This window comes from Duganella sp. Leaf61, from assembly GCF_001421905.1.
Classification (GTDB): Bacteria; Pseudomonadota; Gammaproteobacteria; order Burkholderiales; family Burkholderiaceae_D; genus Rugamonas; species Rugamonas zoogloeoides.
The window spans coordinates 93,508-108,967 of record NZ_LMLM01000030.1; the positions used below are offsets into that span (position 1 = coordinate 93,508).

Annotated in this window: 12 protein-coding genes; 9 read left to right on the forward strand and 3 right to left on the reverse strand. The window is 64.9% G+C overall.

What is annotated here, in order from left to right:
• Positions 1-78 precede the first annotated feature (78 nt).
• From ASF04_RS20695 to ASF04_RS20705, 3 genes are all read left to right on the forward strand, one after another.
• Positions 79-906, forward strand: coding sequence for a response regulator (locus tag ASF04_RS20695; protein WP_056146152.1), 828 nt, complete (start codon positions 79-81; stop codon positions 904-906).
• A 160-nt stretch (positions 907-1,066) separates the two neighbouring features.
• Positions 1,067-3,292 (forward strand): ATP-binding protein, encoded by a 2,226-nt coding sequence (locus ASF04_RS20700; protein ID WP_229205145.1) that lies wholly within the window; start codon positions 1,067-1,069, stop codon positions 3,290-3,292.
• A 258-nt stretch (positions 3,293-3,550) separates the two neighbouring features.
• Positions 3,551-4,525: a diguanylate cyclase domain-containing protein gene (locus tag ASF04_RS20705; protein WP_056146157.1), complete on the forward strand. Its 975-nt coding sequence runs from the start codon at positions 3,551-3,553 to the stop codon at positions 4,523-4,525.
• 104 nt (positions 4,526-4,629) lie between these two features.
• Here the strand turns inward: ASF04_RS20705 and ASF04_RS20710 are convergent, their stop codons facing one another.
• Positions 4,630-5,043: a hypothetical protein gene (locus tag ASF04_RS20710; protein WP_056146159.1), complete on the reverse strand. Its 414-nt coding sequence runs from the start codon at positions 5,041-5,043 to the stop codon at positions 4,630-4,632.
• A gap of 177 nt (positions 5,044-5,220) precedes the next feature.
• Between ASF04_RS20710 and ASF04_RS20715 the strand changes: the two genes are divergently transcribed.
• Together ASF04_RS20715 and ASF04_RS20720 are read left to right on the forward strand one after the other, a co-directional pair.
• Positions 5,221-6,837 (forward strand): response regulator, encoded by a 1,617-nt coding sequence (locus tag ASF04_RS20715; RefSeq protein ID WP_056146161.1) that lies wholly within the window; start codon positions 5,221-5,223, stop codon positions 6,835-6,837.
• A 111-nt stretch (positions 6,838-6,948) separates the two neighbouring features.
• Positions 6,949-7,668, forward strand: coding sequence for a sensor histidine kinase (locus tag ASF04_RS20720; RefSeq protein WP_082488911.1), 720 nt, complete (start codon positions 6,949-6,951; stop codon positions 7,666-7,668).
• Positions 7,669-7,772: 104 nt separating this feature from the next.
• Here ASF04_RS20720 and ASF04_RS20725 read toward each other — a convergent pair whose 3' ends face one another.
• Positions 7,773-9,071 carry an NAD(P)/FAD-dependent oxidoreductase gene (locus tag ASF04_RS20725; protein ID WP_056146610.1) on the reverse strand — a complete coding sequence of 433 codons (1,299 nt, stop codon included), beginning with the start codon at positions 9,069-9,071 and terminating at the stop codon, positions 7,773-7,775.
• Positions 9,072-9,206: 135 nt separating this feature from the next.
• Between ASF04_RS20725 and ASF04_RS20730 the strand changes: the two genes are divergently transcribed.
• From ASF04_RS20730 to ASF04_RS20745, 4 genes are read left to right on the forward strand one after another with little or no spacing between them, the layout of a single operon-like run.
• Positions 9,207-9,641 carry a MarR family winged helix-turn-helix transcriptional regulator gene (locus tag ASF04_RS20730; protein ID WP_056146165.1) on the forward strand — a complete coding sequence of 145 codons (435 nt, stop codon included), beginning with the start codon at positions 9,207-9,209 and terminating at the stop codon, positions 9,639-9,641.
• Positions 9,638-11,167 (forward strand): MDR family MFS transporter, encoded by a 1,530-nt coding sequence (locus ASF04_RS20735; RefSeq protein ID WP_056146168.1) that lies wholly within the window; start codon positions 9,638-9,640, stop codon positions 11,165-11,167. The genes ASF04_RS20730 and ASF04_RS20735 overlap by 4 nt, the downstream gene beginning before the upstream one ends.
• 8 nt (positions 11,168-11,175) lie before the next feature.
• On the forward strand, positions 11,176-12,612 hold the full coding sequence (locus ASF04_RS20740; protein WP_056146169.1) for an efflux transporter outer membrane subunit: 1,437 nt from the start codon (positions 11,176-11,178) through the stop codon (positions 12,610-12,612).
• A 15-nt stretch (positions 12,613-12,627) separates the two neighbouring features.
• Positions 12,628-13,779 carry an efflux RND transporter periplasmic adaptor subunit gene (locus tag ASF04_RS20745; RefSeq protein ID WP_056146172.1) on the forward strand — a complete coding sequence of 384 codons (1,152 nt, stop codon included), beginning with the start codon at positions 12,628-12,630 and terminating at the stop codon, positions 13,777-13,779.
• A gap of 64 nt (positions 13,780-13,843) precedes the next feature.
• Here ASF04_RS20745 and ASF04_RS20750 read toward each other — a convergent pair whose 3' ends face one another.
• Entirely contained in the window at positions 13,844-15,430 is a 1,587-nt protein-coding gene (locus ASF04_RS20750) for a hypothetical protein (RefSeq protein ID WP_056146175.1), read from the reverse strand.
• Positions 15,431-15,460 lie beyond the last annotated feature (30 nt).

Here is a 15,460-nt window from a genome sequence, read left to right on the forward strand (position 1 = left end):
ATAGATTTAGCCCGCTCCCGTAGCGGGCTTTTTTTTTACCGTGTACGATGCGTTCATCTTGTGAAGAGGTCAACTCGTATGTCATTTCCCGATTCGATCGCAGCGCCCGCCCCTGACTGGACGCGCACCGCCCTTGGCGATCATGCCAGCTGGCCAGCCAGTTTGCGGCTGACGGTCGATATTCTGCTCAACTCCCCGCTGGCCATGGTGCTGCAATGGAGCGAGCAGCAAATCATGGTCTATAACGATGCGTATGTCGAGCTGCTCGGCCTGCCCAGCCTGAGTGCGCCGGGCGGTCACGTGCCGCCGATGCAGCCGTCGGCGTGGAGCTGGAATCCCGAAGCGATCGCCCATGCGCGCCAGGGTCATAGCGCCAGCTACCGCGGCCGCAACCTGCCCGTGTGGCGCGACCACGCGTTTACCCAGAAGCCGCTGGACTTGTATTACACCCCGGTGCGCGATGACAACAATGTCGTGCAGGGCGTGCTGTGCGCGTTGGCGCCAGCGCAGTCGATGCCGGCAACACAGTCCGGGCGCGCCCTGACGCTGCTGGTGGTGGAAGACAATGCCGACGCCCGCTACCTGGTGTGCGAAACCCTGCGCGCGCTGGGCCACGAGGTGGAGACGGCTGCCAGCGGCGAAGAGGCGCTGCCGCAACTGGCCAGCCAGCAGTTCGACGTGCTGTTTACCGATGTCAGCCTGCCCGGCATGTCGGGCGTGGACCTGGCGCGCCAGGCGCGCCGCGACAAACCGTCGCTGGAAGTGCTGTTCGCTTCCGGCTATGGCGACGAGCTGACCCGCCACCTGGAGTTTCCCGCCCGCTCGCTGCAAAAGCCCTACGATCTCGATGTGCTGCAAGACGCTTTGCAGCAGATTGTCCAGAGCGTGCAGGCCAAAGCGGCGTAAGCGCCACCGGCGATTCAACCGTGCGGAGGCGGGGCGAACTATCACGCTAGAATGGTCAAACCGTTAACTTTCCAGTGTTAGCTTCGCGCTTCTCGTCCGCCAGTCGGCTGACGGGATAGCGCCAGGCCTGCCGCCATCGATGATTTCTCCTAATGAGCCTGTGAGCGCCACCTCTGCCGTCCCGGTGGAAGACGCTGCGCTCACCGATCCACAACGCGCGCTGGACGAACTGCGCAGCGCGCGCGAGTTGCTGCGTCAAAGCCGGCACGAGCTGCGCGCGCTGGCGGAGTCCATGCCGCAACTGGCATGGATTGCGGAACAGGACGGCGCGATGATCTGGTACAACCAGCGCTGGTACGACTACACCGGCGCCACCCCGCAGGACATGGCCGGCGACGGCTGGCGCCGCGTGTACGCGCCCGACTGCGTAGCGGCCCTCGAACAATTATGGCAACAATGCCGCGCCAGCGGCGAGGCGCTCGAGCTCGAAGTGCCGATCCGCAGTGCCAGCGGCGAATTCCGCTGGTTCCTGGTGCGCGCCAACGCCGTGCGCGACGCCGATGGCCGGCTGGTACGCTGGTTCGGCACCAGCACCGACGTCGACCAGGTCAAGCGCGCCCAGGAAGCCTTGCGCGAAGAAACCGCCGCACTCGAACTGGTCAACCGCACCGGCACCGCCCTCGCGTCGCGGCGCGACCTGCACCCGCTGTTGCAGGAACTGACCAACGCCGCCACCAGCATCAGCGGCGCGCGCTACGGCGCCTTCTTTTATCAGGCCGACGACACCGGCGCCACCGTGATGCGCCACACCCTGTCCGCCAGCGCGCCTGCCAGCTTTGGCGGTTTTTGCGCCCCGCGCGCCGAAGCCCTGCTCGCCGACGGGCAACCTTTTGCCTCTGGTCATGCTGCCATCCGCAGTGTCGATTTACCGGCGGAAGCGGGCGACGAGCAGGCCAGCCCCAATCACGGCTTGCCGCCGGGTACGCCACTGGTACGCAGTTACCTGGCCGTGCCGGTGGCGCTTGGCACGGGCACGGTGATCGGCTGCCTGTTCTTCGGCCATCCCGAGCCGGCCATGTTTACCGAGCGCACCGAACGGATTATCAGCGGCATTGCAGCCCAGGCCGCGATCGCCATCGACAACGCGCGCCTGTACGAAGCTACCCAGCAGGCAGCCGAAGAGCGCAAGCAGCTGCTCGACAGCGAGCGCGAAGCGCGTGCCGAAGCCGAACGCAACAGCCAAATGAAGGACGAATTCCTGGCCACGCTGTCGCATGAACTGCGCACCCCGCTCACGGCCATCCTGGGCTGGTCGCAGGTGTTACGGCGCGGCACCCGCGACGAAGCCGACCTGCATCGCGGCCTGCAAACCATCGAGCGCAACGCCCGCGCGCAGGCGCAACTGATCGAAGACTTGCTCGACATGAGCAGCATCGCGTCCGGCAAGGTGCGGCTCGAATTGCTGCCGCTGTCGCCGTCGGCAATTGCCACCGCCGCCATCGACACCGTGCGTCCCGCCGCCGAGGCCCGCAGGATCAGCCTGATCACCGAGTTCGACAGCGCGGCCGGCATGGTGTCCGGAGACGCCAGCCGTCTGCAGCAAATTATCTGGAACCTGCTCACCAACGCCATCAAGTTTACGCCGGAGGGCGGCGCGGTAACAGTCGCCGTACGGCGCGAAGACAGCCAGGTTGCCATCGACGTGCGCGACACCGGCGCTGGCATAGCTGCCGACTTCATTGGCCACGTGTTCGAGCGCTTCCGCCAGGCCGACGCCACCACCACCCGCAAGCACGGCGGCCTGGGCCTGGGTTTGGCAATCGCCAAGCACCTGGTGGAACAACACGGCGGCACCATTGCCGCCCACAGCGACGGCCCCGGCCTGGGTTCGTGCTTCACCGTGCGTCTGCCGCGCCGGGCCGGCAAGAACGATGCGGCGCCCGGGCACGCATGTGCTGCGCCGCACGATCTGGCCGGTTTCCAGGTGCTGGTCGTGGACGATGACGACGATTCCCGCGAGCTGATCCGCCGTATCCTGCACGATTGCCACGCCCATGTACTGACCGCCGCCAGCGCTGCCGAAGCACTGTCGCTGCTCGAACACCTGCGGCCGGGACTTCTGCTTACCGACCTCGGCATGCCAGAGATGGACGGTTACGGCCTGCTCGAACGGGTGCGGGCGCTGGGCCCGGCGCACGGCGGCGACGTGCCGGCGATCGCGTTGACCGCGTTTGCACGCGCGGGCGACCGCGTGAAAGCGTTATCAAGTGGTTTTTTCGCACATGTTTCGAAACCGGTGGAGCCGGCAGAACTGATAGCCAAAGTCGCTTCCGCGCGATCCGCACGCACGGGCTTTTCCACGCCCCCCCACTCTGAGCGACGATGACATGCAATAAACACACGTAAATATTATTGCCATAAAGCATTTTTCCTGCTCCTACTTATAGACGCGGCAATGTCCTACAAGCAATCAGACGCATGCTTGCTACACTTGGAAAATCATGGAAAGCAGGTAGAATTGTTTCCTTATAGAAATTAATCGCAGATGTGTGCGCCGCAGCACAGAGGTTTGCGATATTATCTAATTATTATGCATTTATTATGCGGCCGGGACCCCGCCGCTTAGATGAGACTGAGAAAAAATATGCCGAGCCGTGACGATATTCTGCACGCCAAGATCCTGGTGGTAGATGACAGCGCCGACAATGTCGAGCTGATGTTGGAGATCCTGCGCGAAGCCGGTTACACCGACGTGTCCTCGACCATGCTGCCCGAGCAGGTATGCCCCATGCATCGCCAGCATTGTTACGACCTGATCCTGCTGGACCTGCAGATGCCCGGTTTGAACGGCTTCCAGGTCATGAAGGGTTTGAAAGAAATCGAGCAAGGCGGTTACCTGCCCGTGTTAGCGCTCACTGCACAGCCTAGTTTTAAAATCGCCGCGCTGGAAGCAGGCGCACGCGACTTCATCAGCAAACCGTTCGACCTGCTCGAAGTGCACAAGCGCATCCACAACATGCTCGAAGTGCGGCTGCTCTATAAAGAACTGGCGCAGTACAGCAAGCAGCAGCAGGAACTGGCGCTGCACGATCCGCTAACCGGCCTGCCCAACCGCCGCCTGCTCGAAGACCGTATCGCCACCGTGCTGCAACACGCCACGCGCCAGCAGAACAAGGCGGCGGTCATGTACCTCGACCTCGACGGTTTCAAGCCCATCAACGACACTTACGGCCACGCGGCCGGCGACGAAATCCTCAAGCTGGTCGCGCAGCGCCTGGTCAGTTGCGCCCGCAAGGAAGATACGGTCGCGCGCGTCGGCGGCGACGAGTTCGTCATCGTGATGGGCAATATCTCGCACGTCGGCGATACCCAGGAACCTGCCAACAAGCTGATCGAATCGGTCTCGCAGCCGTATATCGTCAACGGCCATACGCTGCAACTGTCCACCAGTATCGGCATCGGGATTTTCCCGGACGACGCCGACGCGGTGGCGGCCGTGATCGCGGTGGCCGATGCCGCGCTGTACGAAGCCAAGCGCTCCGGCAAGAACCGTAGCTGCACGGCGCAAGCCCTGCGCACGCGGTCTGCGGCCCAGCCGGTGCTGTCCACCACGGTGTAATCGATGCCAACGGGTCGCCTGCACCCGCGGCGCGCAATAAACTAAAAGCCGTCATTCCTCTGCAGGAATGACGGCTTTAAAGTTTTACGGCCAACGACGAGCGGTTACGCTGCTGCCTTGTCTTTCGCTCCTGCCTTGCCTGCCGGCTTGGCGCTGCTGTGACGATGATCATCCTTGGCATCGACCATTTCCGGCGGCACTTCGATGCGCGTGATGCCGGCATCGACCGAGACCGGATCGCTGGCCGGGAAAGTCATCTCCAGGCCATCGTCGAGCAGGGTTTCCTTCGCTTGTTCGGCCGGGGTGGCTTGCTCGAGGTCGGCCAGGGTAGTGATCGCTTGCGCCCATTTGACGAAGTCCATATTGGCCAGGTCGCGCACCGAGTGCACGTTGAATGCCTGCGCCAGCGCCTTGGCGTCCTTTGCGCTCACGCCGCGCAGCGCGCTGACCGGTGCCGCCGCCAGTGCGCGGAAGCTCTGGCCCAGATATTCTTTGTCCACGACAGTATCGATATTCATGATGTGTTCCTTGAGTGGGTGGATACGGCTTGACTTTGACAGCACCGGCCCGACGGGTCTGTGCGGGAGCAAACATAGAGCGGCGGCCGGTAGGAAGGTTCTATTGACTACCGGTCTTTTGACATTCATACAAGCAATTGTTATGATCGTGCGGTCCCCTCGCCGTCAGCAGACATCGTGCCCATTCCAGCCCAACCCAAGATCCTGGTCGTCAATGACGACGCCAACAGCCTGTTCGCGTTGACCAGCCTGCTTGGACTATGGGCCGAGCAGGAGTCCTACGAAGTGCTGTCCGCGCGCACGGGACAGGAGGCGCTGCGCCAGGTGCTGCTCCACGATTTCGCGGTGATCCTGCTTGATGTGAACATGCCCGGCATGGACGGCTTCGAGACCGCCGAGGCGATCCACGCGCGGGCGCGCTCGGCCGACATTCCCATCATTTTCATCACCGCCTTCCTGGCCGACGAACTCGACCGACTGAAGGCGTACCAGCACGGCGCGGTCGATTTCCTGTTCACGCCGGTGATCCCGCAAATTCTGTACGCCAAGATTTCAGTGTTCGTGGCGCTGGCGTCGAAAAGCGAGGAACTGAAAAAGCAGGCGCGCGAACTGAGTTCGCGCAGTGCCGAGCTGACTGCCTCGAACAAGCGCCTGCGGCGCGAAATCGAAGAGCGCCAGGTGGCCGAGCGCGAAAACCACGCCAAGGACGAATTCCTCGCCATGCTGGGCCACGAGCTGCGCAATCCGCTCAGCGCGATCAGCAGCGCGGCGGCGCTGATCGGCTTGCAGGGCGTCAGCGTCGATGGCGTCCAGCGCGCCAAGAAAATCATCGAACGCCAGAGCCAGCACCTCGGCCGCATCGTCGACGACCTGCTCGACCTGTCGCGCGCCATGTCCGGCAAGATCCTGCTCGACCGCGCACCGGTGGACCTGGCCGCGCTGGTCGCAGGCACCCTGGAAACCTTTCGCGCCACGGGCCGCAGCAACGGCTACCACCTGGCGCACGACCTGGCCGGCGGCTGGGTCGAGGGCGACGCTACCCGGCTCGAGCAAATTGCCAGCAACCTGATCGACAACGCGCTCAAGTACACCCCCAGCGGCGGCCGCATCGAGGTGCGTACCTGGGCCGAGAACGGCGAAGTCGTGCTCTCCGTGCGTGACAATGGCGTCGGTATCGCGGCCGAGCTGCTGCCCCACGTGTTCGATGTATTCGTGCAAGGTTCGAGCACGCTCGACCGCTCGCAGGGCGGCCTCGGCATCGGCCTGTCGCTGGTGCGGCGCCTGGCCGAATTGCACGGCGGCGACATCGAGGCCGACAGCAAGGGCCCCGGCGCCGGCAGCGTGTTTATCCTGCGCATGCCGCGCATCGAACCGCCGGTGCAACTCGCTACAGTGGCGCCGCCGGCCGCCGATGGCAAGCCCACCCTGCTGCTAATCGAGGACAACGAAGACGGCCGCGAAATGATGACCATGATGCTCGACTGCTATGGCTACCAGGTGCGCGCCGCCGAGGACGGCTTGCGCGGACTGGACGCGGTGCGCGAGTTTCGGCCCGATCTGGCGCTGGTCGATATCGGCCTGCCCGGCATCGATGGCTACGAGGTGGCGCGGCGCCTGCGCGCCGACCCGGACACCCGCCACATCAAGCTGATCGCCCTCACCGGCTACGGCCTGGCAGAAGACCTGGCGCGCGTGATGGCAGCCGGCTTCGACCGCCACCTGGTCAAGCCGGTCGGCATTGAACAGTTGATGGAAACAATCGCCAGTTGCATGCGAGAACCATTGAAATTGTAACCATGGGTAATTGATTTCCCAGCGGAGCGCCGTCTCATGGAAAGCTCGGGTATGATCGGCAACGAGACTCCTTCTTTACAACTTACACCAAGTCTTTCCATACATACAGAGATGCCCATGTCCGTACCGGCCCCACAAGAACATCACGACGCCCAGCGCAGCGCCGACCTGAGCGAGTTGCTCGGTCATGTCCACACCTGCTGGGACAACGAACGACGCTCGCTGTCGCGCCAGTTGCACGACAGCCTGGGCTCGTCACTGACGGCGCTGACCATGCACCTGGGCTTGCTGATGCAAAAGCTGCCTGACGACCAGGCGCTGCAGGACCGCGCCGGCCACATGAAAAAGCTGCTGGGGCAAATCGTGGAAACCAACCGGCAAATGCAGATCAAGCTGTGGAACGACAAGCTCGAATTCCTCGGCGTGCGCGTGGCGCTGGGCGAACTGGTCGAGCAATTCGGCCAGCAGCACAACATCAAGGCCCGCAGCAGTTTGCCCGACGACGAGCTCGACTGCCCGCGCAGCCACGGCATCGTGCTGCTGCACACGCTGGAAGAAGCGCTGCGCAACATCGTCGCCCATGCCGGCGCCACCGAGGTGGACGTGATCGTGGACGACAATGAAGACGAAGTGATGATGACGGTGAAAGACAACGGCGTGGGTCCTGCAGCCAGCGGTTCCGTCGCTGCGGGCGGCGCCGACGCCGTCAAGTTCGGCCTGCGCATGGCGCGCGAACGGGCCGCCTACCTGGGTGGCACCCTCACCCTGGCGCCGGGCGTTGCGGGCGGCGCCACCCTGACCATGATCCTGCCAAAACCGCAGAAAACTTAGCGCCTGGCGAACCTCCAGGGCTGCGTGGCCGCTCCTCGCCCTACCTTCGTATTGTCGTCGTCGCTGCGCCTTGCGGCTGACGGTTCGCCAGCCGCTCCTGGTTGCTAGTGCAGTTTCACCAGCGGAGTGCTGCGCTTGATCAGGAAGCGGGCCAGCGCCAGCACCCCGGTGCGCACCGTGCCCAGCACGGCCTTGTGGTGCAGCAGGTGCAGGCTCACGTACATCAGCCGCGCGACAAAACCTTCCACGAACCAGCTCAAGCCCTTGAGCGAACCCATCAAACTACCGACCGACGTGGTCTGGCCGAACGATACCAGCGAACCGTAGTCCTTGTATTCGTAGGGCTTGGTTTGCGCCGGCTTGTTGTCGCGCTGGCGCAGGAATGTGTCGAGCAGGTAGTCGGCCTGCTGGTGCGCGGCTTGGGCGCGCGGCGGCACCGGCTTGCCGTCCGGCCCGATACAGGCAGCGCAGTCGCCCAGTGCGTAAATCCCCGCAAAACCTTTTACCTGCAAGTGCTGGTCCACGTCCAGCGCACCCGACTTCACGGTAGGCAGGCCCAGTTCCCTGAGGAAGTCCGGCGCCTTGATACCGGCCGCCCATACCACCAGCTGGGCCGGATAGACGATGTCGCCGGCCGTCACGCCGTCGGCCGCAATCGCGGTCACGCGGGTATTGGTGACCACCGTGACAGCGCGCTGGTGCAGCAGGTTGAGCGCGGCGCTCGAGACTTTTTCCGGCAGCGGCGCCAGGATGCGCGGCGCGCCTTCGAGCAAGGTGATGCGGATATCGCGTTCGGCCTTCAGCTGGCCGAAGCCGTAGGTGGCATACACGCCGCTGGCCTCGCGCAATTCGGCCGCCAGCTCGACGCCGGTGGCGCCGCCGCCGATGATCACCACGTCCACGCCAGCCTCGACGTTGTGTTCTTTTTTCAGAGACGCCAGCGTCAGCAGTTTGAGCAGCGTGAGACGGAAGCGTTCCGCGTCCTCGGTGGCGTTCAGTGAAATCGTGTGCTCGGCCGCACCGGGCACGCCGAAATAATTGGAGGTGCTGCCCACTGCGATCACCAGCGAATCGAAGCCCACCTGGCGTTCGGGCAGCACGACTTCGTCGCGCTCGTCGCCGGCAGTGATGGCGCCGATGGTGATGGAACGCTGCGCATGGTCCAGCGCCAGCATGGGGCCGTAGGCAAAGGTAAAGCCGTTGTCGTGCGCCAGCATCTGGTACGACAGGCCTTCCTGGTGGACGTCGAGGGTGCCGGCAGCCACTTCGTGCAGCGACGGCTTCCAGATATGGTACAGGCGGCTATCGACCAGCATCACCTCTCCCGGCATTTTGCGGCCCAGTTTGCAGGCCAGCTCCAGGCCACCCGCGCCACCGCCCACGATCACAATTTTGCTATGCAAGTCTTTCTCCCAGTTTTTGCTCAATATGTATAGCCCCATGATACCAAGGCTGGCGAAATCTTTCCTTCTGCCACCGAATGTCGCCAAAGCTGCTACAATAATCGTTCGATATCTAACCATTAACCACCGAATCATATGTTCACTATCGAAGAGCGATTTTCGGCCGCCCTGCATGGCAGCGCCCGCGCCTGGCGCCTCGCCATCGACCGCCGCCTGCGCCACCTCGGCATCAGCCAGTCGAGCTGGATGGCGATTGCCCTGACCGCCAAGGAAAAAGAGCCGCCGTCGCAAACCCGGCTGGCCAATCGCGTGGGGGTTGAAGACCCGACCATGGTGGCCACCATCGACCGCCTGGTCAAAGCCGGCTACATGATCCGCACGCCGTCCGCGACCGACCGCCGCGTCAAGCTGCTCAGCCTGACGGAGTCCGGCATGCAGGTGTACCGCAGCGTCAAGCAGGAAGCCGACGCGGTGCGTGGCGAACTGCTGGCCAAGGCCGATCCGGCGGTGCTGGCCATCGTCACCGGCTTCCTCGAGCAAATGCAAAGCGATATCGAGTCCGGCATATGAATGCGGTAGCACCACCCGTCACGGACGCCGGCATCAACCGCACCATGATCACGGTGTCGATCATGCTGGCCACCATCATCCAGGCGCTCGACGGCACCATCGCCAACGTCGCCCTGCCCCATATGCAGGGCAGCCTGTCGGCCTCGCAGGACCAGATCACCTGGGTGCTGACTTCCTTTATCGTTGCCACCGCGATTGCCACCCCGCTCACCGGCTGGCTGTGCGACCGCTTCGGCCAGAAGAATATTTTCCTCACCGCCGTTGCCGGCTTCACGCTCGCTTCGGTGCTGTGCGGGTTGTCGATGAACCTGGGCGAGATCGTTGCCGCGCGCATGCTGCAAGGCGTGTTCGGTGCGGCGCTGGTGCCGCTGTCGCAGGCCACGCTGCTCGACATCAATCCGCGCGAAAAGCATGGCTCGGCCATGGCGGTATGGGGTATGGGCGTGATGATCGGTCCGATCCTCGGTCCCACGCTGGGCGGCTGGCTCACCGATGCCTATAACTGGCGCTGGGTGTTCTTCATCAACGTGCCGATCGGCGCGATGGCGTTCTACGGCATCTGGCGCTACATCGGCAAGACCACCGCGCCGCGCAAGATGAAGTTCGACGCCTTCGGTTTTATCACGCTCAGCGTGGCCATCGGCGCCTTGCAGATGCTGCTCGACCGAGGCGAACAGAACGACTGGTTTGCCGCCACCGAAACCTGGATCGAAGCGATCGTGCTGGCGCTGGCGTTTATTTATTTTGCCGTGCACACGGCGATGCAACCGCCCGGCAAATCGTTCTTCGACTACCGGCTGCTGAAAAACGCCAACTACGTCAGCGGCTTGCTGTTCATCTTCATCGTGGGCCTGGTGCTGTTCGCTACCCGCGCACTGACTCCCACCATGCTGCAAAGCCTGATGGGCTATCCGGCCGCCATCGCCGGCCTGGTGACGGCGCCCAGCGGCATCGGCACCATGATTGCCATGCTGATCGTCGGCAAACTGGTGGGCCGGGTGGACCTGCGCCTGCTGCTGGGCGCCGGCTTTGCCATCACCGCCTTCTCGCTGTGGCAGATGACGCGCTACACGCTGGTGCTGTCGCAAAGCGACATCATCTGGCCCGGCGTAATCCAGGGCCTGGGCCTGGGGCTGGTGTTCGTACCCTTGTCCGCAGCCACGTTTGCCACGCTGTCGCCCGAGATGCGCGCCGAAGGCACGGCCATCTACAGCCTGATGCGCAATATCGGCAGCTCGATCGGCATCGCCCTGGTGCAAACGCTCCTGGTGCGCAACACCCAGACCATGCATGCGACGCTGACCGAAAAAATCACCATCGCCAATCCGGCCGCGCTCGATGCTCTCGCTGCGCCCAACGGCGCCGCGCTGCTCAACAACGAGATTACCCGGCAGGCGTCGATGATCGCGTACGTGGACGACTTCTGGCTGATGCTGATCTTGACCCTTTGCGTGCTGCCGCTGCTGCTGTTGATACGGCCGGCCGCCAGACACGAAACACCGGCGGTGCACGCCGCCCACGATTGAAGTCAACCATGAACCAACACGTGAAAAAATCCTTACTGAGCATAGCGGTCCTGCTGCTGGCCGGCTGCGCCGCGATTCCACCCGATGCGCACATCCCCGTCAAACGCGACATCGCCAAAGCCGACCTGGCGGCCGACATCCACCTGGCGCGCGAAGGCTGGCCGCAGGCGCGCTGGTGGACAGCGTATGGCGACGAACAGTTGAACGCGCTGATCGAGCAGGCACTGCAGGGCGGCCCGAGCCTGGAAGTGGCGGCGGCGCGCATCGGCAGCGCGCGCTCGGAACTGTCGCGAAGCATGGCCGACACCGGCATCGACATCAGCGGCTACGCCAACGCCAACCGCCAGCGCTATTCCGGTACCGGCCTGTTCCCGGCGCCGATCGGCGGCGCGTACTTCACCACCGAGACGCTGCGGCTCGAAGCGCGCTACAACTTCGACTGGTGGGGCAAGCACCGCGCCCAGGTGGCCGCTGCGGTTGGCTCGCTCAACGTGGACCGGGCCGCCTACGCCCAGGCCGAGCAGGCGCTGGCCGCCGCCATCGCGCAAAGCTATTTCAGGCTGCAAGGCGATTTCGCGCGGCAGGACAACCTCGCGCAACTGACCGCCGTGCAGACCGCGCTGGCGCAGGACCGCACCCGCCGCATCGACAGCGGCCTGGCCAACGCCGATACCGGCCACGCGGCGCAGGCCGACCTGGCGCAACTGCGCAAGCAGGCGGCGCAGCTGAACACCGATATCGGCGTCGAGCGCGAGGCGCTGCGGGCCTTGCTGGGCGCCGACCACACGGCGCTGGCCGACCTCAAGCCCGTGCCAGCCAGCGCGGTGGCGCACACCCTGCCCGCGCAGCTCGGCATCGACCTGTTGGCGCGCCGGCCCGACTTGCAGGCCGCGCGCTGGAAGCTCGAATCGTCGTTGAGCCGCATCGATGCCGCCAAGGCCGCGTTCTACCCGGACGTCAACCTGACCGGCTCGATCGGCCTCGACACCATCAAGCTGGAAAACCTGCTGCAGGCAGCCAGCCGCACCGTGTACCTGGGCCCGACCCTGACGCTGCCGATCTTCGACAGCCGCCGGCTGGACGCCCAGCTCGACGCCACCCGCACCGCGCGCGACGAACGCATTGCCGAATACAACCAAGCGGTAGTAGAAGCAGTGCGCGAGGTGGCGCAGGACGCCTTGCAGGTGCAGGGCATCGAACAGCAGATCGCCGAACAGGCAGCCAGCAGCGCAGCGACCGGGGCGCAGCTGGCCTCAGTACAGAAGCGTTTCGAGCGCGGCCTGGCCGACAACGCCGGCGTTTTGAATGCGCGGCTGGCCGTGCTGCGCGAACGCGACGCCGACCTCTACCTGCAACAGGTGCAGCGCCTGGCCGAAGTGGCGCTGACCAATGCCCTCGGTGGCGGCTACCACGAGCAGGCGCCGCTGGCCACTGTACTGAAGTAATTCAACGAGACCATCATGACCACTGAAACCAAGCCAAGCAATAACAAGAAACGCAACACCGTCCTGGCCGGCATTACCGTGCTGTTCCTGGCCGTGGGAGGCGCCTATGCCGTGTATTACCAGACCGTGCTGTCGAAAATCCAGGAGACCGACAACGCCTACGTGGGCGGCAACCTGGTCAACCTGTCGTCGCAAGTAACCGGAAACGTCACCGAGATCCGCGCCGAAGAAACCCAGATGGTGCAAGCTGGCGCGCCGCTGGTCATGCTCGACGCGGCCGACGCCGACGTCGCGCTGGCGCAGGCCGATGCGAAGCTGGGCGCCGCCGTGCGCCAGCAGCGCCAGCGCTACGCGGACGTGGCGCAATACGACGCCACCGTCGCCCTGCGCCGCCTGGAACTCAAGAGCGCCGAGGACGACCTGGCGCGGCGCCTGCCGCTGGCGGCCGACCACACGATTTCGGGCGAGGAAGTGGCGCACGCGCGCCAGGCCGTCAACAACGCCCGCGCCGCCGTGGCAGTGGCAGTGAAACAGGAACAGGCGGCGCAGGCGTCGGTGACCGGTGTCGATGTGTCGCACCACCCGGACGTGCTGGCGGCCAAGGCCGACTACCAGAGCGCCTGGCTGGCTGCGCGCCGCAACACCATCGTCGCGCCAGTCTCCGGTTACATCGCCAAGCGCGCGGTGCAAGTGGGTGCACGCGCCACGCCAGGCACGGCGCTGCTGGCGATCGTGCCGCTGGACCAGTTGTGGGTGGACGCCAATTTCAAGGAATCGGAACTGCGCAACATCCGCGTGGGCCAGCCGGCATTGGTGGAAGCGGACATGTATGGCAGCAAGGTGGAATTCCACGGCAAGGTGGCGGGATTATCGGCCGGTACCGGCAGCGCCTTTTCGCTGCTGCCGGCGCAAAATGCCGGCGGCAACTGGATCAAGGTGGTGCAGCGCCTGCCGGTACGCATCGCCCTGGACGCCGCCGAGCTGCGCGCCCATCCGCTGCGCATCGGCCTCTCGACCACCGTCAAGGTGGACATCAGCAAAACCGACGGCCCGGTACTGGGCGCCGCCATGCCGCAACAACCGGTGTACCAGACCGCCGCGCTGTCGCAACCGCTGCAACAGGCCACCACGGCCGCCGACACCATCATCAGCCGCAACCTGCACTAGGCTGCAAGCCAGCCCGACAGCGATAGGGCTCGGTTCGTGTCCGGATGCCGGAACTGGCCCCGGACTATTTGCGCAGTTCGGCGTCGAGCTGGGTGATCGCGGTTTGGGCCTGCGTGATCACGCGGTCGGCAATGCGCTGGCGCATGCCGGGCACACGGCCGGCCGCTTCGGCTTCCAGCAGCAGCGGCATCAGCATCTGTTCGGCCGACTCGCGGAAGCCTTGCGCCACCAGGTCCAGCTGGGCGTTGAACGTGTGTTCCGCGCCTTGCAGTTGCTTGCGCAGTTCCGCTTCGAAGGCGGTGCGCTTGTCGCGAATTTCGGTGCGTTTGCGCTTGCCGGCGTCGGTGAACCATTTGAAGGCGCCCGCCAGCAGCACCGCGCCACCGACAAATGGGGCCGCCGGCGCCACCACTGGCAACACCACGGCCGCGCCGATCAGGTAGGCGGCGGTGCCGGTGCCGGCGGCAGCCACCACGCCGCTCATCAAGGTCACATTGGCGGCGGTTTCGGCGCTGTTGGCCAGCCGCGTGCCGATGCGCAGACGCGGCATCAGGCGGGCCAGCGTGGAATGGTGCTGGCGCTCGAACATCGACACCTGCCCCAGCCGCATGCCGGACTGGAACAGCCGCAGGTCCTCTTGCAGCAAATGCACCGCCTGCTCCTTGCGCCGCACGATGCGGTCGAGCCGGCGCTCCATCTCCTGGCCGAACTGGTTGCGGCCGATGCTCTCCCACACCTCGTCCTCTTTCCACTTGTCGGTGGCCAGGCGGTCGGCGATGGCCAGTTCGATGGCATTGCCGGCGTCGTGCACGGCGTCGTCGATTTCTTCGGTCAGCAGGCGCCGTTCGTAGGCGATGCGCTGCTCGACCAGCACCAGCCGCTGCATCACCTGGCTTTTCATTTCGTTGGCAGTGGTCACCAGGGTGGCGGCGATCGACTCGTCGAGCCCCATCTGCCGCGCCTGGTCCAGGTACGCGGCGATGTCTTGCAGGATGACCGTGGTGGTGCTGCTCACCAGCGTATGCAATTGCGCGTGGTCGATGTCGCCCGCTTGATAGTTGCGCGCATGTTCGACCAGCACCGGCTGGCCGGCGCTGCGGCCGAAATCGGCCACCGCGTCGGACAGCGAACGCCCGCGCACCAGGCGCCGCGCCTGCTCGCCCAGGTTGGCCAGCAAGCCCTTCTCTTCGGCGGCCGGCAGGCGCTCGAAGTCCTCGGGCGCCAGGCGCACCGACAGGGCCTTGGCCAGCCGCTGGGCCAGCGACCGGGCATCGCCGCCGTGCAGCGCCAGCAGCGGGACCGCCATGGCCAGCGCGTTTTCGCGCGCGGCCTGGTCGATCGGTGTAGCGCTGCGGGCCAGGGCCGCAAAGGCCCAGTCCACGTCGACGCCGGACTCGATGGCGTTGAGCACCAGCGCGGTGAACACGGCCGATGATTTGCCGTCGCCGGCCAGCTCGGTGACGGCGGCAAACTGCGCCAGCGTGAGCTTGCCGTCGCGGCCGGCAATGGCGCCGACCGCGCGCGCGTAGGCGGAGCTGAAGCTCTGGTCGGCGGAAAGATGTTCGTCGAGGGACCGCACGTGGATGGCGTCGGCGCTGCTGCCGACGCTGGTGCTGGTGCTAGTGCTGGTGGGAGTACCGTGGGTGTTCACACTTGCTCCGTCTGGTTGTATTTCATGCCC